General features: G+C 63.9%; 23 protein-coding genes. 12 read left to right on the top strand and 11 right to left on the bottom strand.

Annotated elements, in window-relative coordinates; genetic code table 11:
• Complete coding sequence (gene folB / locus RFM40_RS03665) at window positions 1–360, top strand: dihydroneopterin aldolase (RefSeq protein ID WP_320227171.1); 360 nt, start codon at window positions 1–3, stop codon at window positions 358–360.
• Window positions 344–856, top strand: a complete 513-nt coding sequence (gene folK, locus RFM40_RS03660; protein ID WP_320227170.1) for a 2-amino-4-hydroxy-6-hydroxymethyldihydropteridine diphosphokinase — start codon at window positions 344–346, stop codon at window positions 854–856. Before folB ends, folK begins: the two co-directional genes overlap by 17 nt.
• Before the next feature lies 1 nt (window position 857).
• Here the strand turns inward: folK and RFM40_RS03655 are convergent, their stop codons facing one another.
• The 3 genes from RFM40_RS03655 to RFM40_RS03645 are packed head-to-tail and all read right to left on the bottom strand — an operon-like array spanning window position 858 to window position 3,519.
• Window positions 858–1,097, bottom strand: a complete 240-nt coding sequence (locus RFM40_RS03655) for a hypothetical protein (RefSeq protein WP_320227169.1) — start codon at window positions 1,095–1,097, stop codon at window positions 858–860.
• 27 nt (window positions 1,098–1,124) lie between these two features.
• Window positions 1,125–1,673: a DUF924 family protein gene (locus RFM40_RS03650; RefSeq protein ID WP_320227168.1), complete on the bottom strand. Its 549-nt coding sequence runs from the start codon at window positions 1,671–1,673 to the stop codon at window positions 1,125–1,127.
• A gap of 10 nt (window positions 1,674–1,683) precedes the next feature.
• Window positions 1,684–3,519: a monovalent cation:proton antiporter-2 (CPA2) family protein gene (locus RFM40_RS03645; protein ID WP_320227167.1), complete on the bottom strand. Its 1,836-nt coding sequence runs from the start codon at window positions 3,517–3,519 to the stop codon at window positions 1,684–1,686.
• Between the two features lie 142 nt (window positions 3,520–3,661).
• Between RFM40_RS03645 and RFM40_RS03640 the strand changes: the two genes are divergently transcribed.
• From RFM40_RS03640 to RFM40_RS03630, 3 genes are all read left to right on the top strand, one after another.
• The gene (locus tag RFM40_RS03640) at window positions 3,662–4,645 is read left to right on the top strand and encodes an AraC family transcriptional regulator (RefSeq protein ID WP_320227233.1); all 984 of its coding nucleotides are present in this window, start codon (window positions 3,662–3,664) and stop codon (window positions 4,643–4,645) included.
• A 59-nt stretch (window positions 4,646–4,704) separates the two neighbouring features.
• Window positions 4,705–5,913 carry an MFS transporter gene (locus tag RFM40_RS03635; RefSeq protein WP_320227166.1) on the top strand — a complete coding sequence of 403 codons (1,209 nt, stop codon included), beginning with the start codon at window positions 4,705–4,707 and terminating at the stop codon, window positions 5,911–5,913.
• 301 nt (window positions 5,914–6,214) lie between these two features.
• Window positions 6,215–6,481: a hypothetical protein gene (locus RFM40_RS03630; RefSeq protein WP_059185639.1), complete on the top strand. Its 267-nt coding sequence runs from the start codon at window positions 6,215–6,217 to the stop codon at window positions 6,479–6,481.
• Window positions 6,482–6,553: 72 nt separating this feature from the next.
• On the opposite strand, the gene RFM40_RS03625 is transcribed toward RFM40_RS03630, so the two are convergent.
• The 4 genes from RFM40_RS03625 to RFM40_RS03610 all read right to left on the bottom strand — a co-directional run bounded on the left by RFM40_RS03625 (window position 6,554) and on the right by RFM40_RS03610 (window position 10,339).
• Window positions 6,554–7,108 carry a hypothetical protein gene (locus RFM40_RS03625; protein WP_320227165.1) on the bottom strand — a complete coding sequence of 185 codons (555 nt, stop codon included), beginning with the start codon at window positions 7,106–7,108 and terminating at the stop codon, window positions 6,554–6,556.
• Window positions 7,109–7,220: 112 nt separating this feature from the next.
• Window positions 7,221–8,303 (bottom strand): YcjF family protein, encoded by a 1,083-nt coding sequence (locus RFM40_RS03620; RefSeq protein ID WP_320227164.1) that lies wholly within the window; start codon window positions 8,301–8,303, stop codon window positions 7,221–7,223.
• Window positions 8,300–9,772, bottom strand: a complete 1,473-nt coding sequence (locus RFM40_RS03615; protein ID WP_320227163.1) for a YcjX family GTP-binding protein — start codon at window positions 9,770–9,772, stop codon at window positions 8,300–8,302. The genes RFM40_RS03620 and RFM40_RS03615 overlap by 4 nt, the downstream gene beginning before the upstream one ends.
• 63 nt (window positions 9,773–9,835) lie before the next feature.
• On the bottom strand, window positions 9,836–10,339 hold the full coding sequence (locus RFM40_RS03610) for a SixA phosphatase family protein (protein WP_126100510.1): 504 nt from the start codon (window positions 10,337–10,339) through the stop codon (window positions 9,836–9,838).
• 265 nt (window positions 10,340–10,604) lie between these two features.
• Here RFM40_RS03610 and dksA point away from each other — a divergent pair, with 265 nt between their 5' ends.
• Window positions 10,605–11,021 carry an RNA polymerase-binding protein DksA gene (dksA, locus tag RFM40_RS03605; protein ID WP_059185643.1) on the top strand — a complete coding sequence of 139 codons (417 nt, stop codon included), beginning with the start codon at window positions 10,605–10,607 and terminating at the stop codon, window positions 11,019–11,021.
• A 92-nt stretch (window positions 11,022–11,113) separates the two neighbouring features.
• On the opposite strand, the gene RFM40_RS03600 is transcribed toward dksA, so the two are convergent.
• A complete protein-coding gene (locus RFM40_RS03600) occupies window positions 11,114–11,905 on the bottom strand; it encodes an SDR family NAD(P)-dependent oxidoreductase (RefSeq protein WP_320219139.1) in 792 nt (263 codons plus the stop codon).
• 164 nt (window positions 11,906–12,069) lie between these two features.
• Between RFM40_RS03600 and RFM40_RS03595 the strand changes: the two genes are divergently transcribed.
• Entirely contained in the window at window positions 12,070–13,086 is a 1,017-nt protein-coding gene (locus RFM40_RS03595) for a sigma-70 family RNA polymerase sigma factor (protein ID WP_320227162.1), read from the top strand.
• Window positions 13,087–13,116: 30 nt separating this feature from the next.
• Here the strand turns inward: RFM40_RS03595 and RFM40_RS03590 are convergent, their stop codons facing one another.
• Complete coding sequence (locus RFM40_RS03590; RefSeq protein ID WP_320227161.1) at window positions 13,117–13,833, bottom strand: flagellar biosynthetic protein FliO; 717 nt, start codon at window positions 13,831–13,833, stop codon at window positions 13,117–13,119.
• Window positions 13,834–14,044: 211 nt separating this feature from the next.
• Between RFM40_RS03590 and cckA the strand changes: the two genes are divergently transcribed.
• Entirely contained in the window at window positions 14,045–16,627 is a 2,583-nt protein-coding gene (gene cckA / locus RFM40_RS03585) for a cell cycle histidine kinase CckA (protein ID WP_320227160.1), read from the top strand.
• 69 nt (window positions 16,628–16,696) lie between these two features.
• On the top strand, window positions 16,697–17,404 hold the full coding sequence (locus RFM40_RS03580; RefSeq protein ID WP_320227159.1) for a purine-nucleoside phosphorylase: 708 nt from the start codon (window positions 16,697–16,699) through the stop codon (window positions 17,402–17,404).
• On the opposite strand, the gene RFM40_RS03575 is transcribed toward RFM40_RS03580, so the two are convergent.
• On the bottom strand, window positions 17,401–17,706 hold the full coding sequence (locus tag RFM40_RS03575) for a ribbon-helix-helix domain-containing protein (RefSeq protein ID WP_320219144.1): 306 nt from the start codon (window positions 17,704–17,706) through the stop codon (window positions 17,401–17,403). The genes RFM40_RS03580 and RFM40_RS03575 overlap by 4 nt on opposite strands.
• A 266-nt stretch (window positions 17,707–17,972) precedes the next feature.
• Between RFM40_RS03575 and RFM40_RS03570 the strand changes: the two genes are divergently transcribed.
• From RFM40_RS03570 to RFM40_RS03560, 3 genes are all read left to right on the top strand, one after another.
• A complete protein-coding gene (locus RFM40_RS03570) occupies window positions 17,973–18,368 on the top strand; it encodes a VOC family protein (protein ID WP_320219145.1) in 396 nt (131 codons plus the stop codon).
• A 79-nt stretch (window positions 18,369–18,447) separates the two neighbouring features.
• Window positions 18,448–18,996 carry a gluconate 2-dehydrogenase subunit 3 family protein gene (locus tag RFM40_RS03565; RefSeq protein ID WP_320227158.1) on the top strand — a complete coding sequence of 183 codons (549 nt, stop codon included), beginning with the start codon at window positions 18,448–18,450 and terminating at the stop codon, window positions 18,994–18,996.
• 47 nt (window positions 18,997–19,043) lie between these two features.
• Window positions 19,044–20,615 carry a GMC family oxidoreductase gene (locus RFM40_RS03560; RefSeq protein WP_320227157.1) on the top strand — a complete coding sequence of 524 codons (1,572 nt, stop codon included), beginning with the start codon at window positions 19,044–19,046 and terminating at the stop codon, window positions 20,613–20,615.
• A gap of 73 nt (window positions 20,616–20,688) precedes the next feature.
• Here RFM40_RS03560 and RFM40_RS03555 read toward each other — a convergent pair whose 3' ends face one another.
• Window positions 20,689–22,602 (bottom strand): PhoX family protein, encoded by a 1,914-nt coding sequence (locus RFM40_RS03555; RefSeq protein ID WP_320277157.1) that lies wholly within the window; start codon window positions 22,600–22,602, stop codon window positions 20,689–20,691.
• Window positions 22,603–22,702 lie beyond the last annotated feature (100 nt).

Here is a 22,702-nt window from a genome sequence, read left to right as displayed (position 1 = left end):
ATGTATGTCATCCGCATGAAGAACTGCGCCTTCTTTGCCCGGCACGGCGTGCTGGACGAAGAGGAGACGCTCGGCCAGCGTTTCTATGTCGACGCTGAACTGACGGTCGAGCCCAGCCGGCCGCTGGAGGAAGACTCCATAGAGGACACCGTCAATTACGGCATCGCCTTTTCGGTGATCGAGAAGATCGTCACCGGACACCGCCGCTTTCTGATCGAAGCGCTGGCGCTGGAAGTGGCGAAGGCGCTTGCCGCGCGGTTCCCGCAGATCAGGAAGGCCGAGATCACTGTGCGCAAGCCGAACGCCCCGGTGCCGGGCGTGCTCGATTACGTCGAGGTGACCGTTGTCTGGCCAGAATAACGCCGTCTATCTCAGTCTCGGCGGCAATCTCGGCGACCCCGCGAAATCCATGGCCGCGGCGCTGCGCATGCTGGATGGCGACGACAGGACGCGCGTCACCGCCGTCTCCTCGCTCTACCGCACACCGCCCTGGGGCAAGCTCGACCAGCCGGACTTCCTCAACGCCGCGGCCGCGGTCGAAACGGCGCTGCCGCCGCGCGCCTTGCTCGACCTTTGCCTGGATGTCGAAAGGCGCCTGAAGCGGGTGCGCGAGGAGCGCTGGGGGCCGCGCCTCATCGACATCGATATACTGGTGTTCGGCGACCGGGTGATCCACGAGACTGGGCTCGAAGTGCCGCACCCGCGCATGCTGGAGCGGGCCTTCGTGCTGGCGCCGCTGGCCGAGATCGCGCCCGACCTCGTGGTCGGCGGCAAAAGCGTGTCGGAGCGGCTCGGCGCCGTCGATGCGTCGGGAATCGAGCGCCTGCCGTCCGGGCGGGAATGGTGGCTTGGTTAGATTAGCCGGCGGCCGGGTCGGCTGGTGGAAGACGGATCTTGGCCGTGGCAATCATCCATTCAACCACTTCCAAGGGCACTTCAGGCTGAGCCAGCGTGACCGTCATCTTCCCATCGACGTCTGAGAAGAAAATCTCGCCCACTATCCGCTGATGTTGGTCAGCGAGTTCCAGGTACATGCCATCGCGTTGGACATCGCTTCCAATCGTGGCCTCATAGGTTCGCCCTGCTAACTCAATCATGTGGCAAGTATCCGTAAGCGTGCCTGTTCAGCCGGAGAAGCCGCCGCCTTCGAGAAAGGCCTTTTCCTCGGGCGTCGTCTCGCGACCGAGCATTTTGTTTCGATGCGGAAAGCGGCCGAAATGCTGGATGATCTCCAGATGCTCGTTTGCGTATTTGAGATAGTCCGGCGCCCTGGCTGCGGTTAGGTCCACGGAACGCTGCTGATCCGTGAGCGCTTCGGAATGCTCGAAGGGCAGATAGAGGAAGACGCGAACGACCTCGTCGAGGGCCAGATCATGGCCGGCGGCGATCGCCCGGTCGGCGAAATGCCTGGCCAGCGGATCGGTCGCATACATGTGCCCGGTGCCGCGGAAGCAGTTGCGCGGAAACTGGTCGAGCAGGATCATCAGCGCCAGCGATCCTTCGGCATGCGCGTTCCAGTCGTCGCATTCGCGCCTGGCGGCGGCATAGTGCAGCTCGAGGAAGCGGTTGCGGAAACCCGCGTCGAACGCGTCGTTCTTCTCGAACCAGGCGTCCTCGCCGGCGTCGCGCCAGAATTTGGTGACGGAAAGCGCCCGCGCGTCGAGCTCTGCCATGTGTTCCCTTTCAGCTCTTCGTCTCTGCCTTGTTCAGAACGCCGGCCGTCTCTTCGTTCAGAGCCCGGCCGGCGCGGCGCGGCTGGGTGAGCGGCGTCGGGATCGGTGTGCCGATATTGCCTTTCAGGAAACGCTGGCCGGCCCGCACGCCCTCGGCCAATTGCGTTTCGAAACGGGCTTCGTCGCGGCGGCGGACATCCTCGATGACCTCCGCGACCTCTTCCGGGTCGACGCCCAACGATTCCAGCGCCGAGCCACCGAAGACCAGCGCCGATTCGAAGGTCTCGCGCAGCTGATAATCGACGCCGGCGCGGACAAGCTGCAGCGCGGTGCCGCGGTCGAAGGCGCGTGCCAGAACGGTGACCAGCGGGAATTCGGCCTTGATCAACTGGGCGATACGCACCGCTGCGTCCGGCTTGTCGACACAGATCAGCACTGCGCGCGCCCGGCCGGCTCCGGCTGCGTGCAGGATGTCAAGCCGCGTGCCGTCCCCATAGTAGACCTTGAAGCCGAAATCGGCCGCCGCCTGGATCATCTCGACCTCATTGTCGATGATCGAGACGTCGAGGCCGCGCAAAAGCAATGGCTGGCTGGCGATCTGGCCGAAGCGGCCGAAGCCGATGATCAGCACGCTGCCGGTGAGACCGTCGGCGATGTCGACGCCTTCGAGCGATTGCTCGTCGCGCGGCGTGAGGTAGCGCAGCGCCACGATCGCCAACGGCGTCAGCACCATGGAGATGATGATGATGGCGGTCAGCGTCGCGTTGGCCTGCCCATCGATGATGCCGACAGCGGCCGCCGAGGAATAGAGCACGAAGGCGAATTCGCCGCCCTGCGCCATGACGACGGCGCGCTCCAGCGCTTCGCGGTGGCCGCTCTTGAGCATGCGTGCGACGATATAGATGCCGAGCGCTTTCATGATCATGTAGGCGACGACGTAGATGGCGACGAGGCGCCAGTTCTGGGCAACGACGCCGAGGTCGAGCGACATGCCGACGGCCAGGAAGAAGAGGCCGAGCAGGATGCCGCGGAACGGTTCGACATCGGCTTCGAGCTGATGGCGGAAGGTCGATTCGGACAGAAGCACCCCGGCGAGGAAAGCGCCCATCGCCATCGACAGGCCGGAAAGCTGCATAGCCAAAGCCGACCCAAGGACCACCAGCAGCGCCGCTGCGGTCATCACTTCGCGGGCTCGGGCATCCGCCAGGATGCGGAAGAGCGGGTTGAGCAGATAGCGTCCCGCCACTACCAGCCCGACGATCGCGGCGATGCCGATGCCGACCTCGGTCAGCCGCTCGGACAGGCTGGTGTCGGCGCCGCCGGGCGCTAGGAATGCAATCAGTGCCAGAAGCGGCACGATCATCAGGTCTTCGAGCAGAAGGATGGAGACGATGCGCTGGCCTTTTGGCGTGGCGATCTCGCCGCGCTCCTCGAGCAACTGCATGACGATCGCCGTCGAGGTCAGCACGAAGCCGGCGCCGGCGACGAAGGACTGCGCGATCGGAAAGCCGCCGGCCAGCCCGACGCCGGTCAGAAGCAGGGAGCAAACGCCGACCTGCAGCGCGCCGAGGCCAAAAATCTCGCGACGCAGGCCCCAGAGCCGCGACGGCTGCATTTCAAGGCCGATGATGAACAGGAACATGACGACGCCGAGCTCTGCGACGTGGAGGATGGCTTCCGATTCGGAAAAGACGCGCAGCCCGAACGGCCCGATGACCACGCCGGCGGCGAGATAGCCGAGGATGGAGCCCAGCCCCATGCGCTTGAAGATCGGCACGGCGACCACGCCGGCGGCAAGCAGCGCCACTACCTGTACGAGATCGCTGCTCGATGCTTCAGCCGTCATGCCCTGTCGTCCGTTGTCTGGTAAGCACTCCTTGCATGCGGCAGGAGCGCGAGGCAAGGGCGGGAGGACTGACTGGAAGGGTAGGGTGCCGTTGAAGTGGCCTCCGCTTGCCTTCCGGACGCTCGGCATCTATAACGGCCAAATGCCTGACTATTCGTCCCGGCCGTCTTCCCGTATCCCTATGGATGCGCTCAGCGCAGTCCTGCAAGACTTTCGCTTGAGTGGTGTCAACTATGGCCGCTGCGAGCTCCGACATCCATGGAGCATCGCCTTTCCGCAACAACCGCTGCTTCGCTTTCACTTTGTCGGCCAGGGTCCGTGCTGGATTTATACCGAAGCGGAAGGCTGGCAGGAGTTGCGCGATGGCGATCTGGCGCTGCTGCCGCAAGGCATTGCCCATCGGCTGGCCAGTGCCCCGGACGTTGTTGGCGACTCGCTCGAGGGTTGCCAGGTGACCAAGTTGGGGAGCAATGTCTGCGAGGTGGTACGGGAAGGGACGGGCGCGACAAGCACCCTTTTCTGCGGCTCCATGGCCTTGGGCGCCTGTGCGCTCAATCCACTGATCACGTTGATGCCGCCTATCATCAAAGGGTGCGACGTGGCCGGCAACGATCCGGTCGTCGGTCCTTTGCTGGCGGCTATGACGGCTGAGGCCGCGCAACCGCAGATGGGCAGCGCCACCATCTTGTCGCGCATGGCGGACTTGCTGACAGCCCGGCTCATCCGCTGCTGGGTCAATTGCACTGGAGCCTCGACCACCGGTTGGCTCGCCGCTATCCGCGACCCCCATATCGGCCGCGCGCTGGCAGCCATGCACCGAGACCCCGGCCATAACTGGACCTTGGAAAGCCTTGCCGGCCTGGCAGGCCAATCGCGCTCGATTTTCGCCGAGCGCTTCAGCGCTGTATTAGGGGAGGGTGCCGCACACTATCTCGCCCGTCTGCGTATGCAGCTTGCCCGCGAGTTGTTGGGGCAAAACGGCTTGTCGGTTGCCGAGGTCGCTACCCGTTTGGGCTATGATAGCGAAGCATCCTTCGCGCGCGCGTTCAAGCGCATCACCAGTGTCTCGCCAGGCGTTGTGCGTCGCACAATTCCCGGACGAACGGACATGAATTTCGGATTTTAGGATACATTTCATCCGAAAAGACTCGTCTATGAAGACCTCCAGACTTTGGAGATCTTTCAGTGACAGACACAACATTAAAGCTTGAAGACGCGGCGATAGACCTCGATGCCGCCGCGCCAACCACGTGGAACGCAGCCACCTGGTTCGCGGTCATTTCATTGGCGGCCACCAGCTTTGCCCTGGTGTCAGCCGAATTCCTGCCGGCAGGTCTGTTGACGCCGATGGCGCGCGATCTCGGCATCAGCGAAGGAACGGCCGGACAGGTCGTCACCGCCACCGCTTCGGTCGGCGCCGTGACGGCCATGTTGAGCAATGTTCTCATCGGCCGATTGAACCGCAAGACGGTGCTGGTTGGCCTCAGCGCCTTGGCGGTCGGTTCCAATATCCTTGCGGCGCTGGCGCCCAATTTCTGGCTGTTGCTGTTAGGCCGGGCCGGGCTCGGAATCGCTCTCAGCGCCTTCTGGGCACTTTCGGTTGCCGTCGTGGCCAGGCTGGTGGGCGCCAATGCAACAGGTCGGGGCATGGCCATCGTAACCCTCGGCGTCTCGCTTGCCACCATTGCCGCACCGTCGGTGGGTGCGTTGATCAGCGACTGGCTGGGATGGCGCAGCGCCATGGCCTTGACAGCGGGGCTGGCCGTGATTGCGATGCTGCTGCAGTTGCTTAGCCTGCCAACGCTGCCTGCCAGAGCCAGCAATAGTCTTGCGGACGTATTTCGGCTGACACGGCGGCGTGGCATTCAACTCGGCATGCTGGCCATTCTTTTGCTGATGACAGGGCATTTTGCCGGGTCCGTCTATGTACGCCCCTTCCTCGAACATGTGACACTCCTTGCAACCGGGCCAATTGCCCTGGCGCTGCTCGGATTTGGCGTCGCCGCTGTGATCGGCAATATTGCCGGCGGCCGCATGGCCGATGCCAATATCCGCATGGCTCTCGTGGGCAACGCCGCGTTGATGGCGTTTGCGGCGCTGGCATTGGTGCTTTGGGGCGTGCATATCGCCGTCGCCTTCGGATTCGTCACGCTTTGGGGCTTGGCCTTCGGCATGGCGCCGGTGGTGCTGCCGACCAATCTGTCCCGCGCGGCACCTGATGCGCTGGAAGCAGCGGGTAGCCTGATGGTCGTCTCTTTCCAGGTTGCCATCACCATCGGCGCGGTTGTCGGCGGCTATGTCGTGGACACCTATGGTGCCTCGGGGCCCTTGACTCTCACCGTCGTCCTTGCCGCATCGACGGTCATGCTGGCGCTGCTACAGCCTCGCACGTGAACTTTGCTACCAGCTGACCTAAAGCGCGTCGCGTCTGAACGGCCTCACGCGACGCGCTTTAGGTTGTTGTCTTTATGCGTGTCGTTGTCCCAAAACCGCTGCGCACTTTTGGGCGACATGCATTGGGCGGCCTGAATCCGGAACGCCGCGATATTGCAGCTTCGTTACACAAGTTTACGCGGCTCGGTCGTTGCGTGCCGCCACAATCAGAGGTTATGGCACGGTCGGCTTTGGCCATTGGGCTTCGGCCATTGGAAGGCAGCGGCGATGGGCCGCTGCCTTTTTTGAGGAGATGACTGACATGAAGAAGTTTTTGCTCGTTGCCGTTGGTGTTGCGGCGCTGGCCGTTTCGGCCTGTTCGAAGGGACCGGAATGCACGCAGGAGATTGCCACCAAGAAGGCGCAGGACATGGCCGCCGCGCTTCAGGAAGCGATCACCAAGGATCCGAGCAAGGCGGCCGACCTGACGGCCAAGGTGCAGGCCGTGACGACGAAATACCAGAACGCCACGACGCTCGACGAAGCCTGTAAGGCCTATGACGAAGTGACCGCCGCCATCAAGGGTTGAGCTAAGTCAAAAACGAAAGAAGGCGGTAGCCAGCGGCTGCCGCCTTCTGTCTGCCTGGCTGAGCGCGCCTGCTCAGTTTTTCGCGATGGAGCCGACCTCGACAGAGTCGACCCGTTTCAGGCTCATGCCGATGACCGGCACCAGTTGCTTGTTGACACGCACGGCGACCGTCACGGTCATCGAATTGTCGTCGGGGATACGGGCCTGCATGACGCCGTTCAACTGATTGCGGTTGATGGTGAAGACCACCTTCTGCGGGTCGACGACATTGCCACCGATGATGTCGAGCCCATTGCCGGCCGAGCCGCCCATGAAGTTGCCTTTGTAGCCCTCGCGGCCCTTGCGTTCCACGGTCGCGGACATCTTCTGCGTGAAGACGCCGACCCGGCAGTCGCCGTCGAGGCTCATGCCGACCTTGCCGTCAGGGGTGGAGCCGTTGAAATTGCAAGTGAATTTCGTGCCCTTGTATTTGCCGGCGATGATTTCGCCAGGGCCGACCCATTTGCCTTCGACCGAACGGAAAAACTGCTTGTCCGGCTCTGCGCCAAATGCCTTTCCGACGAGGCCGAACGGTGCGGCGACCGCAACCGTCACAGGCAGGACGCAGGACAGGATCACGCTTCTCATGGACGACACCCGGCACGACAGAGTCTATTCTTGGGACCTGGGTGACCATGAACAAGATTGGTTAATGCTTCGTCACCGGCGGCTGTTTCAGCATTTACCTTACTACTCGGCCTTACTGCTCGCCACGGCCATCCTTTCGGGTCGCGAACGAGGTTAGCGCCGAGAGGAAATCGCCAAGGCCCGGGCGCTTGGTCGCGATAAACGGCAGCGGGCGCGCCGTCTCCATCGCCGCAATGCCGATGCGCGCCGTCATCATGCCGTTGACCACGCCTTCGCCAAGCTTTGCGGAGAGTTTCGCGGCAAGGCCGTGCCCAACGATCTGCTGCACGAAACTGTCGCCGACGGCGATCGAGCCGGTCACCGCCAGATGGGCGAGCACGCCGCGCGCCAGCCGGAAGAAGCCCAGCGTGCCGGGACGGCCGCCATAGAGTTCCGAAAGGCGCCGGATCAGCCTGCCTGCCTCGAACACGACATAGGCGACGTCGACAAGCGCGCGCGGGCTGACCGCCGTCACCAGCGAGACGCGCTTTGCGGCCTCCAGGATCATCGTTTTGGCGCGGGCGTCGAGTGGCGACAGAATCTCGGTTTCGGCAAGCCGCACCAGATTGCCGCCGTCAATGATTTCGCCGCGCAGTTCAGCGAGCGATCGCCGGCCGGCAGCGGTCTCAGGTTTTGCGGCGACAAAGGCTGAAAGCTCGTCAACCAGGGCGCGCGCGGCCTTGGGGTCGTCGCGCGCCACCGCATCCAGTGCACGTCGCTGCAGCTTCTCGACTTCGGCGAGACGCGCGATTGCCAGGAATTCGCGGATCAGGATGACGAGCAGCGACAAAAGCGCGACCGCCGCCATGCCGGCCGCCAGCCAGCCCAGCCATTCGGCGCGCGCGAAGAGATCGCGGACGAGCTGGTCCGTCCACAGGCCGACCGCGAGCGAGACAAGCACGCCGAACGCGCCGAAGAATAGGCGGGCGAGCAGCGAGCGTTTCCTCGGAGCGGTTGCCGGCGGCGGCGCGGCCTCTCCGATCTCCGGCTCGTCGAAGACGTCGACCTCGGAAGGAATGACGACCGCGACATCGAACCTGGCGGCTTGCGGCTTGCGCGCGGGCCGTTCATCGGCGCGATGCTTCGGCGGTGGCTCCTGCCTTGGCGCTGGCTCCGACTCGATGCGGAATGCCGCCGGTTTGCGGGGCGGGGTCATGCCAGGTAATCTCCGATCAGGAACTGCAGCGCGCGGTCGAGCCGGATATGCGGCAGCGAGAGCGTGACGCCTTCGGCCGTGCGCTCCAGCTTCGGCGGACGGAACCGCACGAAGCGGATCGCCGGTTCACTGCTTTCGGACTGCGGCCCGCAATGGTCGAATACCGCATCGACCTTTTCCGGCAAGTCACCGGGAAATATGGCTGTTTCGGTTTTGCCGTCAAATGTCTCGCCGTTGATCTTCTCGCCTTTCAGCGGTGTGCCGATGATGACCGGCAATGTCTCGCGGCCTTGTTTCACGGTGCCCTCGCGGGTCGACCGAACCGCCGCCATGGCGACTACATTGACATCGGCGCCGCTGAAGTTCGCCCGCGCGACGGCCCGATCCGCCAGGCGGCGCACGATCGCCTGCAGCCGGTCATGGCTTTCGTGGTGTAACTGGTCGGCCTTGGTCGCCGCCACCAGGATGCGGTCGATGCGCCTCGAAAACAGCTCGGTGACGAAATTGCCCCGTCCGGGCCGAAAACAGGACAGGATCTCGGTGACGGCGCGTTCGAGGTCGGCCATGGCAGCCGGGCCGGCATTGAGCGCCTGCATGGCGTCGATCAGCACGATCTGGCGGTCGAGACGGGTGATGTGCTCGCGAAAGAACGGTTTTATTACATACGTCTTATAGGCTTCGTAGCGGCGCTCCATCATCGCCTGCAGCGATCCGGAACGGGGGCGCCCCTCGGAAAGCCTTATCAACGGGGCAAAGGTCAACGCGGGCGAGCCTTCGAGATCGCCCGGCATCAGGAAACGACCGGGCGGCAGCGTCGACAGCGCGCGCTCGTCGAGCTTGCAGGCCTTGAGGTAGGCGGCGAAGCTTTCAGCGAGACGGCGCGCCGTCATCTCGTCGGCGTCGGCGTCCGGATCGATCGAGGAGGCCAATTCCCGCCAAGCCTGCGATAGGCCTGATCGCACGGGCAGTGCCGCCAGTTCGGTCGCCTCGCGCGAAAAATCGGCGAAGGATTTGCCGAGCAGCGGCAGATCGAGCAGCCATTCGCCGGGATAGTCGACGATATCGACCGACAGCTTTCCCGCCGAGAACAGCCGGTTCCAGCCGGAGGCCGATTCGTATTCGATGGTGAGCCGCAGTTCGGAAATGGCGCGCGTCGAATCCGGCCAGACACGGTCGTCGACCAGGGCGGCTATATGGTCCTCGTACTGGAAACGGGGAACGGCGTCGTCCGGCTGCTCCTCGAGGAAGGCGCGGGCGATGCGGCCCGACTTTTGCGCCTGGAACAGCGGCAGCCGGCCGCCATGGATCAAGTTGTGCACGAGAGCGGAAATGAACACCGTCTTGCCGGCGCGGGAAAGACCGGTGACGCCGAGACGCAGCGATGGGGAGAAGAGCCCTGCGGCGCGGCCCGACAACGTATCGAGCGCAATTCTCGCCTCGTCGGTGAAAGTGGTCAGCGATGATGCCAAATCTGCCTCTGGGTCGCCCGTCAGGGTCCGATATAGGCCTTGAGCATGGCGTTTGAAATGGTGTCAGAGATCGGCGGGGGTCAGAAAGGCTTCGAGATAGCCGTTGCCCTGGCCTGCTTCATCGAGATCACCGGGAAAGCGCACCACGGCGAGGCCGGAGGTCGGAAAACCGTGGTTCAGCATGCCGCGCGCGGTCTCGTCGCCGTCGCCCGACACCGCCATGGCGAGATCTTCCGTCATCGGGTTGTGGCCGATCACCAGCAACGAGCCGGCCCCGCCATTCTTGCGGATGATGTCGAGGTAGCCGGCGGCATCCTCGCTGTAGAGCGTGTCGAAAAACAGCACGCGGCCTGTGTCGGTGCGGCCCGCAAGACCCTCGAGCGTCTGCCGCGCCCGCTTGGCATTGGAGCAAAGCGTGACATCAGGCACATAGTTGCGGGCCCGCATGGCATCGCCCATCGCCTCGGCGTCGGCCATGCCCGATTCGTCGAGCGGACGATCGAAGTCGCGAACGCCGGGCAGCGCCCATCCGGCCTTGGCATGCCTCAACAGATAAAGTCTGCTCAACCCGATCCCTCACTGGCGCCAAGCAACGAAAATTCGTCCAAGGCGTTATGGGATTAGCCACGAGAAGCGTCCCATGCACAATGGCCGGCATCGCTCAAGCATAGCCAATCGTACAGGAATTCGGCTGTGCCCTTACTGCGAAAGGGCCTGTCTGTGCTGGCCTCCCCCGTACTAACAATTGCGTGAAACTGTCGCCGATTGCGCTTGTGCAGCCTTCGGTCCGCGAATATATAGGCGCCAAATTTGGGGTTGTTGGGTGAGTCGAATGAACGATATCGTTACCGCCGATTACGTACCCTCCGAAGACGAGCCGTTCATGAACGAACGGCAGAAATCTTACTTCCGCATGAAGCTTATCACATGGAAGAACGACATTCTTCGCGAAGCGCGTGAAACCCTCGAAATCCTTCAGCAAGAAAACGCCAATCATCCCGACCTGGCCGACCGCGCCTCTTCCGAAACCGACCGTGCCATCGAACTGCGCGCCCGCGATCGTCAGCGCAAGCTGATCTCGAAAATCGATTCCGCGCTGCAGCGTATCGACGAAGGCACCTACGGCTATTGCGAGGAAACCGGCGAGCCGATCGCGCTGAAGCGGCTCGACGCCCGCCCCATCGCGACGCTGTCGATCGAGGCGCAGGAGCGCCACGAGCGCCGCGAGAAGGTCTACCGCGACGACTGATGCGGCATGTAGATACTGATTGAAAATGGCCGGGCTTCCCGGCCATTTTCTTTTGGGCTTCTCGCGTAGACGGGCCAGCCGCCGGCCGGCGGCTACTCGCCCAGAGCACCCATGGTCAGGTTGACGGTGGTTCCCGTCATCCCGCTGGCTCGGTCAGAGGCTATGAAGGCCGCCATGTTGGCCACCTCGTCGAGCGCCATGACGCGCCTGGGGTGCGTGGTGCCGGCCAGGTAGGCCTGGAACTGGTCCCAGCTCATGCCCGAAGCCTCTGCCTTGAGCTCGAAGAGGCTCCGCATCGTGCTGGTCCCCGGAATGCCGTGCGGCCGCAGGCTGACGACGCGAATGCCTTGCGGCGCAAGCTCGTAGGACAGGTCCCGGGTAAGCGCTTCCTTGGCGGCCTGCGCCGGTCCGTATCCGCCGTTCAGTGGAGTCCCGATCCGCGCCGGCAGGGCGGTAACGGTCATAATCACCCCAGCCTTGTTGGGGATCATGTGCCTGGCGGCTGCGCGCGCGGTCAGGAAGTAGGACGTCGTGTAGGCCACTATCGGCAACGAGAATTGACCGATTTCCATTTTGGCCAGTGGCACGCCCAATATCGCCGCATGCGCCACACCGACAGCGTTGAACGAAATGTCGATCCTACCTGCCTTGTCGACCACGGATTGGAGGTGTGTCTCCACGGCCTGTTCGTCGAGCGCGTCGACCGCTGCCGCCTCGGCAACGCCGCCGGCCCATATGACGTCCTTTACGACGGTATCGACAGGCGCTTGGATGTGCCCCGTCAGAAAGACCCTGGCGCCCTCGCTTGCAAATGCGCGTGCGACGGCACCGCCGATCGCACCGCCGGCGCCGTAGATCACCGCAACCTTGCCCTTTAACAACATGTCCTGTTCCTTTCGATTTTGGTTCCTGGCTGCTCGAACGCATCCGCGCGTTGGAGCCGTCCGCAGATAGAGACACCGCCGCATCGCAAAACTGGGCGCCGCCCATTTCGAACCTCGGCCGGTGTCTAACGTGGATGAAGCAACAGGAGACGCGGGAGAGCGCGATGACGACGAATATGGCCGACCTCATCGACAAGGCACGGGCAGGCGATGGCGAAGCGTTCCGCGAACTGATTGCGCCGCATCGGCGTGAGCTCCAGCTGCATTGCTACCGCATGCTCGGGTCCTTCCAGGATGCCGAGGACGCCCTTCAGGACACGCTGCTCTCGGCCTGGCAGGGCTTCAACGGCTTCGAAGGGCGCGCCTCGCTACGCACCTGGCTCTACCGGATCGCCACGAACCGCTGCCTCAACGCCCGCCGCACCGCCAGCCGGCGGCCTGCCAAGGCGTGGGACATTCCCGGCGTCGAACCGCCCGAGCCGACTGGGCGCGGCGAGGTCGTCTGGCTGGAGCCGTTTCCCGACAGCCTGCTTGACGGCGCTTTCGACGCGCCGCTCGGCCCGGATGCGCTCTACGAGCGGACGGAGTCCATTTCGCTGGCCTTCGTGACCGCCATGCAAGTGCTGCCGCCTCGCCAGCTCGCCGTGCTTATCCTGCGCGATGTTCTCGGTTTCGATGCAAAAGAAGTCTCCGAAATGCTGGATTCCACTGTGGAATCGGCCAATAGTGCTCTCAAGCGTGCACGCGCCGGCCTACAGCGGCGGCCGTCGCCATCCGCCGACCGCGAGCCGCCGCCTGTCGCCCATTCAGCGCAGGAGAGGGCGATCGTGGCGAAGTTCGTCGGAGCCTATGAAGCCGCGGACCTCGATACGCTGGTGACGCTGCTGACTGACGATGTGTTCATTTCCATGCCGCCGATGCCGCTCGAATATCAGGGGCGGGATCTCGTGGTTCGCTTCTGCGCCGGCATTTTCGGCGCGGGGCGCAGGTTCGACCTCGTGGCAACCAGGGCCAATGGCCAGCCGGCCTTCGGCGCCTATCTGCGCGGATCCGACGGCATCAGCCACGGGATCGGCCTCATCGTGCTGACCCTGTCCGGGGATCGGATCTGCGCCATGACGAGGTTCGAAAACAGCGTGTTGCCGTGGTTCGACCTGCCGCGGACGCTTCCAGGTCGATAAACCGCCGGCTGTCAGTCGTGTATTGCCGGGTCAGCGTTTGTGGCTGGCAAGCTCGCCGAGGAGCTTGGTCATCTCGTCATCGAGCGAAGGCCTCGCCGCCGGCTTGCTGCTTGCCGGCTTGGGGTGCGACTCTTCCAGCGATGCCTCGAGTTCATGCATCAGCGTATCGTCGATCGTGTCGTTGGAGGGCGGTGGCGGGGCATGCCGGACGCTGCCGTTCGTTCCATAGGCAGGGAGCGGCATGACTTTCGCCGTCGGTTGGCTCGGGACCACTGGTTTGGGCGCGGAGGTTGCCGTGCGCGGACGCGCGGGCTCGGCAGTTGGAGCCGGCGACGGCGACGGCGCTGGCGGTTGCCTTGCCGACGCTGGCGCGGGCTGCGGCGCGCGCGGGCGCGGCGCGGCGGCCTGTTGTTGGCCGCTGTCGCCGGTCAGCGCGGGGCGGCGGGGCGCGGCAAGCCTTATGTCGCGTTCGACCACGACATCGGTCGGGCCGCCGATCAGGATCAGGTGTTCGATATCGTCGCGCCGCACCAGTACCAGCCGGCGGTGGCTGTCGACAGCGGTGGCGTCCATGACGGCGAGCCGCGTCTTGCGGTTCCTGCCGCCGGCAACGAAGGTGCCGAAGGTAAGGTTGCGGACCACCTTGATGACGAGCAGGACGACGACCAGCAGTATAAGGGCCGCAAACGTCCACAGGATTGCAGCGACATAACCCGGACCCGCCACGCTATCCAGCCACTGCAGCATCGGTGCACCCAATCGCCATTTGTGAGGTGAGGCGACACTAGACCGTTGGGACTAGCGACCGCAAGTTCGCATCACGCATCGTGAACAGTTTGAAACATGAATCGTTGATTTTATCGGACATTTGCCGTCTGGGCCTTTTCCGCTACAGGAGAATGTGATTCAACCGGCCGTTCGCGGGTGTCGGGGCATCGGAATCACGAGCAGGGGGCACATGGCCAAGGAAACGCGCGGCGATTTCTATCCGGTACCGATCGTCGACCAAAACACGCGTCCGGGCGCCGTCACCAGGCTCATTATCTTCATCGTCGTCTTGACCGGCGCCGCGATCGTCTTCGGGCTGTTCCGCGAGCGCCTCGGCGATCCCTTCCTGCTCGGCATGTTGGGCGTGCTAGCCATGATCGGCGTCGGCTTCCTGTTTGCGACGGCGATCGGCTTCGTGCAGATCGCGCCGCGCTCCACCGGCGACGAGTTGTCGAAAGCCTTCGTCGATTCGATGTCGCAAGGTCTCCTCGTCACCGACACCAAGGGTCGCGTCATCTACGCCAACCGGGCCTATGCCGACATGACGGGTGCTGCTTCGGCGGCCGACCTCAAGACGGTCGAAGGGCTGCTTTCGGATGTTCCCGAGGCTTCGATGACCATCTACCGACTGGCGTCCGGTCTGCGCGATGGCCAGGCCGGCGACGGTGAATTCCGGCTGGCGCAGTCGATCAAACCGGGGGCCGAGCCTGGCGCGCGCTGGTATCGTGCCCGCGCGCGCGCCTTCAATGTGCCGGGCCAGCGGCTGCCGATGCTTGCCTGGCAAATTGCCGACATCTCGCAGGAGCGGGCGGAGCAGGAGCGGTTCTTCCTCGACCTGCAAAAGGCCATAGACCATCTCGACCACGCGCCGGCCGGCTTCTTCTCGGCCGACCAGGAAGGCCGCGTGACCTATATCAACGCCACCCTTGCCGAATGGCTGGGCATCGACCTTGCCAGCTTCACCCCGGGCGCGGTGACGCTGCCGGAAATCGTTGCCGGCGACGGCATGGCGCTCGTCCGCTCGGTCAAGGCGGATCCCGGCACCACGCGCAATGCCGTCATCGACCTCGATCTCACGACAATGAGTGGCCAGGCGCTGCCGGTCCGCTTCATGCATCGTGTTTCGGCGAGCCGCGAAGGCGTGAACGGGCCAACCCGCACCATCGTGCTCAACCGCACGCAGGGCGAGGACGCTTCCGCCGATCTCCGCGCCTCGGAGGTCCGTTTCACCCGCTTCTTCAACTCGACGCCGATGGCGATCGCCGGCGTCGACGCCAGCGGGCGCATTCTGCGCACCAACGCGCCGTTCCTGTCGCTGTTTTCGTCTGTCGTCGACCGCGACGCGGTAGACAGGCGCGTGCGCTTCGAGACCGTAATACATGAACGCGACCGGCCGGCCTTCGCTGCCGCCTTCGAAAGGGCGCGGCAGCGGCAGGCCAATATCGAGCCGATCGACTCGCTGCTGCCCGGCAATGACGAGCGCCACATTCGCTTCTACGTCAACGCTGTCGCCGATGGCGCCGGCGGCGAAGGGGTGGAGGAGTCCGCAATCGTCTACGCGGTCGAGACCACCGAGCAGAAAGCGCTCGAAGGCCAGATGGCGCAGAGCCAGAAAATGCAGGCGGTCGGCCAGCTTGCCGGCGGCATCGCGCACGATTTCAACAACGTGCTCACCGCCATCATCATGGCGTCGGACCTTCTGCTCACCAACCACCGTCCGTCGGACCCGTCTTTCCCCGACATCATGAACATCAAGCAGAACGCCAACCGCGCGGCGTCCCTTGTCAGGCAATTGCTGGCCTTCTCGCGCAAGCAGACGCTGCGGCCGGAAGTGCTCAACCTGACCGATGTTCTCGCCGATCTGCGGATGCTGCTCGCCCGCCTGGTTGGCAACGACATCCGTCTGAAGATCGATCACGGCCGCGACCTGTGGCCGGTCAAGGTCGACATCGGCCAGTTCGAGCAGGTGGTGGTCAATCTCGCCGTCAACGCGCGCGACGCGATGCCCGCCGGCGGCGACCTCACCGTGCGCACCCGCAACGTCACGACCGAGGAGTGCAGATCCTTCGCCTATCGCGAGCTTACCCCGGCCGACTATGCGCTTGTCGAAGTCGAAGACACCGGCAGCGGCATCGCGCCGGACGTGCTGAAGAAAATCTTCGAACCCTTCTTCACCACCAAGGAGGTCGGCAAGGGCACGGGCCTTGGCCTCTCGATGGTCTATGGCATCATCAAGCAGACCGGCGGCTTCATCTTCTGCGATTCCGAGGTCGGCAAGGGGACGGTGTTCCGCATCTTCCTGCCGCGACACGTCGCGGAGGTGAAGAAGGCGAGCGAGCCTGCCGACGCCGCCGCGGTCGCCGCGGTGCCGGCCAAGTCGGCCGATACCGTCAAGGATCTCTCAGGTTCGGCGACCGTGCTTCTGGTCGAGGACGAGGATGCTGTTCGCATGGGCGGCGTCAGAGCGCTGAACTCGCGCGGTTACACGGTCCATGAGGCGTCGTCCGGTGTCGAGGCGCTGGAGGTCTTCGAGGCCCTCGGCGGCAAGGTCGACATCGTCGTGTCCGATGTGGTGATGCCGGAAATGGATGGGCCGACGCTGCTCGGCGAGTTGCGCAAACGGCAGCCGGACATCAAGTTCGTTTTCGTTTCCGGCTATGCCGAGGACGCGTTCGCCAAAAACCTGCCCGCCGACGCGCATTTCGGTTTCCTGCCCAAACCTTTCTCGCTCAAGCAACTGGCGACCATCGTCAAGGATGTGCTGGAATCCTAAAACAGCTATCGCTTGCACATTGCCGCGAGCCTGCCATGATGGGTCGAGTTTGCATGACAGGGAGGTAGCGTGACGCCGCACATCGAGGCGGGCAGGGGCGATTATTCCGAAACGGTGCTGCTGCCGGGCGACCCCGAGCGCGCGCAGTGGATGGCGCAAACTTTTTTGGAGGCGCCGCGCTGCGTCAATCTCCGTCGGGGCGCCCTCGGTTTCACCGGCCGGTTCCGCGGCAAACCGGTCAGCATCCAGGCAACCGGCATCGGCGTCTCGTCCTTCCTGATCTACGCCCATGAGCTGCTGGATTATCATGGGGTGAAGACGCTGATCCGCACCGGCACATGCGGCGCCCTATCGGAGGATGTTCCACTGCGCGGCGTGGTCATTTCCAGTGCCGTGCGCGCCGAGGGCGCAATCAGCGGGCAAGTCTTCGGGCTGTACCAGCCGGCGGGGCCAGATGAGGCGCTGCATGCACTGGCGCTGCGGCGGGCTGCCGATCTCGGCATCGCCTGCAGCGCTGGGCTGACCATCTGCAGCGACGTGTTCCACCATCCCGATGGCCGAGCCCGGTTCGACGAGCCAAGGACGCTCGGCGCGCTGGCGGTCGACATGGAAACCAGCGCGCTCTACCGCATCTCCGCGCAGTTCGGCGCGCGCGCCCTGTCGCTGCTGACCGTGGTCGACCACGTCGCCACGGACGAGCAGACCGACTATTCCGAACGTCAGGCGCTGTTCACCGACATGACGCGGCTGGCGCTCGAGGTCGCGGCGGCAAGCTAGGCGGCGACCTGTTTCAGCGCAGCCTGTTCCCCCACTGCCGGCCGGTGACCGCGCAGATAGAGCGCGCAGGTCGTGCGCAGCATCGAGGCGAAGTTCGGGATCTGGCCGTTGATCTCGATCGCCTCGTCATAGAGGGTCGAGATGAATTTGGGTGTCGTCAGACCCTGGCTCTCGGCGATCTCGTCGAGCAGCGCCCAGAACGTCGCCTCGAGCTGGATGCTCGTCGAATGCCCGTCTATGCGGATTGACCGGTTGATCTGCCGGTAGCCTTCCGGATCCTGCCCGGCAAAGACTCTGCACATCGTTACCTCCCGTTCTTGTTGGTCTTGGGCGCCGATTGAGCGTTGGCGCCTCTTGAATACTGCCTGCGCTTTCATCTTCGGCCTGACGGCCAGTGACGGCAATCAGACTTTCGTCCTCAGAATGCGTCGCGCCGCATTTCCGGGCGATGCAAAACTGGCGCGAAACTAGCCGTTTTCCAGCCGCATGCGTGGTAATCGGCTGCCACCACCTTTTTTCGCCGGAGCGCATAATCGACTTCCAGAGCACCAAAGCTGCGGAGACCGATTTGGCGAAGGCGATCCACACCATGATCCGGGTTCTCGACGAGGCCCGGTCCATCGATTTCTACAGCAAGGCCTTTGGCCTCGACGTCGCGCAGCGGCTCGATTTCGAGACTTTCACCCTCGTCTACCTCAGCAACGCCGACTCGCCGTTCGAGGTCGAGCTGACGGTCAACAAGGGCCGCACGGAGCCCTATGCGCTTGGCGACGGCTACGGCCACCTCGCCGTCTCTGTCGTCGATCTCGACAGCGAGCACGACCGGCTCGGCGCTCTTGGGCTCAATCCGAAGAAAATCGTGGAGTTCAACCGCGACGGAGCGCTCATCGCCCGCTTCTTCTTCATCGAGGACCCCGACGGCTACAAGATCGAGGTCCTGCAGCGGGGAGGGCGCTTCCAATAGGGGACGACCAGCCGCGCGGACCGGCGCGGCGCCATCAACGGCATCCCATGGGGTGCGAACAGCAAGCAGGGAGGAAATTATGGTCACGATCTATGAAAGGAAGCAGCCGCATGAAAGGAAACCTGGCCTTTCGCGGCGCGAGCTTCTCAAACGCGGCGGCGCAGGCGCGCTTCTTATCATTTCCGGCAGCGCCGTCATCAGCCCCGAGCACGCGTGGGGGCTGGGAACCTCGGCCTTGAAGCCGGAGACGATGGCAACGCTGATCCAGGTGGCGCGCGATATCTACCCGCACGACCAGGTGCCGGACAAATATTACGCCATCGCCGTCAAGGGGCATGACGAGACCGCCGCCAAGGATCCAGCCCACAAGGAGCTGATCGAAAAGGGCATCGCCGATCTCGACAAGAAGGCCGGCAAGGGCGGCTATCGCGGCCTTGGCTGGGAAGAACAGCGTGTCGCACTGCTCGAGGAGATCGAGAAGACGCCGTTCTTCCAAGCGGTGCGCGGCGGCCTCGTCGTCAGCCTCTACAACCAGAAAGAGGTGTGGCCGATCTTCGGTTACGAGGGCGAGTCCTACTCGAAGGGCGGCTACATCGCGCGCGGCTTCAACGACATCGAGTGGCTCTGAACCGCTCTGTCCCGAACCGCTTTTGACCGATTTCATGGGAGGAAACCATGGCAGCATCATTTGATCTCAAGAACGACGGCGTGGTCGTCATCATCGGCTCCGGCGCCGGCGGCGGCACGCTCGGCAACGAACTCGCCCAGAAAGGCATCGACGTCGTCATCCTCGAGGCGGGCGCCCGTCACGAATATGAGGACTTCATCAACGACGAGTGGGATTCCTTTACCCAGCTCGCCTGGAAAGATAAGCGCACCACCTCCGGTGACTGGCGGGTGGCAAAGGATTTCCCGAACCTGCCGGCCTGGATCGTCAAGTCGGTCGGCGGCTCGACCACGCATTGGGCGGGCGCGTCGCTGCGCTTCCAGGAGCATGAATTCAAGACGCTTTCGGCCTACGGCAAGGTGAAGGGCGCGAACCTTCTCGACTGGCCGGTCACGCTCGCCGAAATGGAGCCCTACTACGGCAAGGCCGAAGCCAAGATGGGTGTGACCGGTACCAATGACTGGCCGCGGCTGCCCGGCAACAACAACTTCAAGGTGCTCAAGGCCGGCGCCGACAAGCTCGGCTACAAGGAATGCCACACCGGCAACATGGCGATCAATTCGGTCGAGCGCGACGATCGCAATTCCTGCCAGCAGACCGGCTTCTGCTTCCAGGGCTGCAAATGGGGCGCCAAATGGTCGACGCTCTACACCGAGATCCCGAAAGGCGAGGCCACCGGCCATCTGGAGGTGCGACCGAATTCGATGGCGATCAAGATCAACCATGATGCCTCGGGCAAGGTGACGGGCGTCGTCTATGCCGACAAGGACGGCAAGCTGCAGGAGCAGAAGGCCCGCGTCGTCGCGGTCGCCGGCAACTCGATCGAGAGCCCGCGCCTGCTGCTCAATTCTGAATCGAGCAAGTTCCCGCAGGGGCTCGCCAATTCATCGGGGCAGGTGGGCAAGAACTATATGCGCCACACCACAGGCTCGGTCTACGCCATCTTCGACAGGCCGGTACACATGTATCGCGGCACCACCATGGCCGGCATCATCCGCGACGAGGCGCGTCACGATCCGTCGCGCGGCTTCGTCGGCGGCTACGAGATGGAGACGCTGTCGCTCGGCCTGCCGTTCATGGCCGCTTTCCTCAACCCCGGCGGCTGGGGCCGCTCCTTCACCACGGCGCTCGACCACTACGACCACATGGCGGGCCTGTGGATCGTCGGCGAGGACATGCCGCGCGAGGAAAACCGCATCACGTTGCACAAAGACGAAAAGGACGAGCACGGGATGCCGATCGCCGACGTCCATTTCGACGACCATGCCAACGACACGGCGATGCGCGACCACGCGTACAGCCAAGGCCAGGCTTTGTATGCCGCTGTCGGCGCGACCAGGACCTTCCCGACGCCGCCCTATCCCTCGACCCACAATCTCGGCACCAACCGGATGAGCGAGAAACCGGCTGACGGCGTCGTCAACAAGCATGGCCAGACGCACGACATCAAGAACCTGTTCGTGTCGGACGGCAGCCAGTTCACCACCGGCGGCGCCGAAAACCCGACACTAACGATCGTGTCGCTGGCCATCCGACAGGCAGACTACATCGCCGCGCAGATGTCGGCGAAAAGCATATAGTCCTCCCGACTGCCTGCTGGCGCGGGACCCGCAGGGGTTCCGCGCCCTTTTTTGTCACAAAGGTCCGATAGGCCTACGCGCCGACCGGCTGGCCGTCCTTGCGCCGGATGGCGACGACCGACGGCCGCGGCGGCTGGCCGTCCTTGAAGTCGGGCCACAGCGATTGTGCCTTGTCGAGTGTCTCGGCATCCTCGGACGGGTGCTGGACCGACAGGAACAGCGTCGTGCCGTCGGGCGTGAAGCAGGGGCCGGTCGCCTCGGCGCCATGCGGGCAGGTGAAGAGCAGTTTTGGCAGGCCGCGCGCCGCCCCTTCGGTGTCGACGCCATAAACGCCGTCCGGAAGATCGAAGTCGTTGGCGCCGTCCGTCGCCACCCACAGCCGGCCGGCCGGGTCGAAGGTGATGTTGTCCGGGCAGACGAACCAGCCATTGTCCGAGGTGTCGGGATGGAAGGTGGCGCCGACCTTGGCATCCTTGGGATTGCCGCAGAGCACGAACAGGTCCCAGGCATATTTGTCGGCGGTGTGATCAGCGTCAGTGCTGTGGCCGCCGGGCGGGATCAGCTCGACGATGTGGCCCCAGAGGTTTTCCGGCCGCGTATTGGCCGGGTTCACCTTGGATTCGTCGCGCTTCTTGTTCTTGGTCATCACCGCATAGACGCGGCCGGTGACCGGGTTGGTCTCGATGTCCTCCGGCCGGTCCATCGGCGTCGCGCCGATCGCATCGGCGGCAAGGCGCGTCTTCAACAGCACCTCTGCCTGGTCGGCAAAACCGTTCTCGGCGGTGAGCTTGCCCTGGCCGTGGACCAGCGGCAGCCAGCTCATCGTGCCGTCAGCATCGAAACGCGCCACCGAGAGCACGCCGTCATCCAGAAGATCCTTGCCGGAAGCGGGATTGGCAGCGTCGTATGGCTTGGCGGAGACGAAGCGGTACATGTACTCAAAATAGTCGTCATCGCCCATGTAGACGACGATGCGGCCGTCCTTGTTGCGCACGACCGTCGAGGCCTCATGCGACATGCGGCCGAGCGCGGTGCGCTTCACCGGCTTCGCCTGCGGATCATAGGGGTCGATCTCGACAACCCAGTCGAACCGGTTCGGCTCGTTCGGCTCCTTGTCTATGTTGAAGCGGTCGTGGAAGCGGCCGCGACCGTAGATGTCGGAGCCGTCGAAACCATAGCGGTCGAGCATGTCGGCGGTCGGCGCCTTCTTCGGATCGCCGCCGAAGAGATCGGACACGCCTTCCTCGCAGGTCAGCACCGTACCCCAGGGCGTGACGCCGCCGCTGCAGTTGTAGCTGGTCCCCAGCACCTTGCTGCCGGTCGCGTCGGCGGAGGTCTGCATCAGCGCATGGCCGGCGACAGGGCCTGAGACAACCATCTCGGTGTTGGCAGTGATGCGGCGATTGAGCGGGCTGTCCTCGATGATTGACCACTTGCCGTCCTTAAGTATCACCTCGACGATCGAGTGGCCCATCGCCGCGAGGCCGAGGTCGACCTGCTCCTTCGTCATCGTCTTGCCGGCGTCGTCCTCGGTCATGCCGGGGAACATCACGTTCGGCGAGATGTATTCATTGTTGACGCAGAGCAGGCCGTGGTCGGAATTCACCGATCCCTTGGGCAGCGGCATGAAGACGATGTAGTCGCAGTTGTAGCCGAAGCGCTTCTCCTGCTCTTCCGACGCGACCTTGTTGCCGTCGAATTCGGACAGCCCGGCGGCGAGCGGATCGCCCCAGCGAGCGACGATGGTCGTCTGATAGCCTTCGGCGGCGGCGTGGGTCTTGTCGTAGACGCGCTTCAGCTCCGGAAAACCGAGCGTGGAAAGGGCGGCCGCGGCATGTGTTTCGCCGGCAAACAAGGAGCCGACGAAGCTGCTGCCGGCAATCAACGCGCCGGAGGCGAGGCCGCCTTTGAGGAGTTCGCGGCGCGAGACGCGTGCGGCGATGACGTCGCGGATGACAGGGGAGGGTGAAGACGGAGAGTTGGCCATCGTGTCTGCCTCTCGGGGTGGATGTTTGACGACACCGCGCTGCCTAAGCTGCTTCGGCAACATCCGGATGACACGAGTGGGCGTATTGCGATGGCGAACG

It is taken from the genome of Mesorhizobium captivum, assembly GCF_033977165.1.
Classification (GTDB): Bacteria; Pseudomonadota; Alphaproteobacteria; order Rhizobiales; family Rhizobiaceae; genus Mesorhizobium; species Mesorhizobium captivum.
Note: the sequence above shows the minus strand (reverse complement) of the source record. Positions and strands in the feature narration are given on the sequence as shown.

Bases quoted from the DNA above. Each gene is read 5' to 3' on its own strand.
- folB (WP_320227171.1), top strand. From the start codon at position 1: ATGTATGTCATCCGCATGAAGAACTGCGCCTTCTTTGCCCGGCACGGC.
- RFM40_RS03655 (WP_320227169.1), bottom strand. From the start codon at position 1,097: ATGATTGAGTTAGCAGGGCGAACCTATGAGGCCACGATTGGAAGCGAT.
- RFM40_RS03650 (WP_320227168.1), bottom strand. From the start codon at position 1,673: ATGGCAGAGCTCGACGCGCGGGCGCTTTCCGTCACCAAATTCTGGCGC.
- RFM40_RS03645 (WP_320227167.1), bottom strand. From the start codon at position 3,519: ATGACGGCTGAAGCATCGAGCAGCGATCTCGTACAGGTAGTGGCGCTG.
- RFM40_RS03640 (WP_320227233.1), top strand. From the start codon at position 3,662: ATGCCTGACTATTCGTCCCGGCCGTCTTCCCGTATCCCTATGGATGCG.
- RFM40_RS03630 (WP_059185639.1), top strand. From the start codon at position 6,215: ATGAAGAAGTTTTTGCTCGTTGCCGTTGGTGTTGCGGCGCTGGCCGTT.
- RFM40_RS03625 (WP_320227165.1), bottom strand. From the start codon at position 7,108: ATGAGAAGCGTGATCCTGTCCTGCGTCCTGCCTGTGACGGTTGCGGTC.
- RFM40_RS03620 (WP_320227164.1), bottom strand. From the start codon at position 8,303: ATGACCCCGCCCCGCAAACCGGCGGCATTCCGCATCGAGTCGGAGCCA.
- dksA (WP_059185643.1), top strand. From the start codon at position 10,605: ATGAACGATATCGTTACCGCCGATTACGTACCCTCCGAAGACGAGCCG.
- RFM40_RS03600 (WP_320219139.1), bottom strand. From the start codon at position 11,905: ATGTTGTTAAAGGGCAAGGTTGCGGTGATCTACGGCGCCGGCGGTGCG.
- RFM40_RS03595 (WP_320227162.1), top strand. From the start codon at position 12,070: ATGACGACGAATATGGCCGACCTCATCGACAAGGCACGGGCAGGCGAT.
- RFM40_RS03590 (WP_320227161.1), bottom strand. From the start codon at position 13,833: ATGCTGCAGTGGCTGGATAGCGTGGCGGGTCCGGGTTATGTCGCTGCA.
- cckA (WP_320227160.1), top strand. From the start codon at position 14,045: ATGGCCAAGGAAACGCGCGGCGATTTCTATCCGGTACCGATCGTCGAC.
- RFM40_RS03575 (WP_320219144.1), bottom strand. From the start codon at position 17,706: ATGTGCAGAGTCTTTGCCGGGCAGGATCCGGAAGGCTACCGGCAGATC.
- RFM40_RS03565 (WP_320227158.1), top strand. From the start codon at position 18,448: ATGGTCACGATCTATGAAAGGAAGCAGCCGCATGAAAGGAAACCTGGC.
- RFM40_RS03560 (WP_320227157.1), top strand. From the start codon at position 19,044: ATGGCAGCATCATTTGATCTCAAGAACGACGGCGTGGTCGTCATCATC.
- RFM40_RS03555 (WP_320277157.1), bottom strand. From the start codon at position 22,602: ATGGCCAACTCTCCGTCTTCACCCTCCCCTGTCATCCGCGACGTCATC.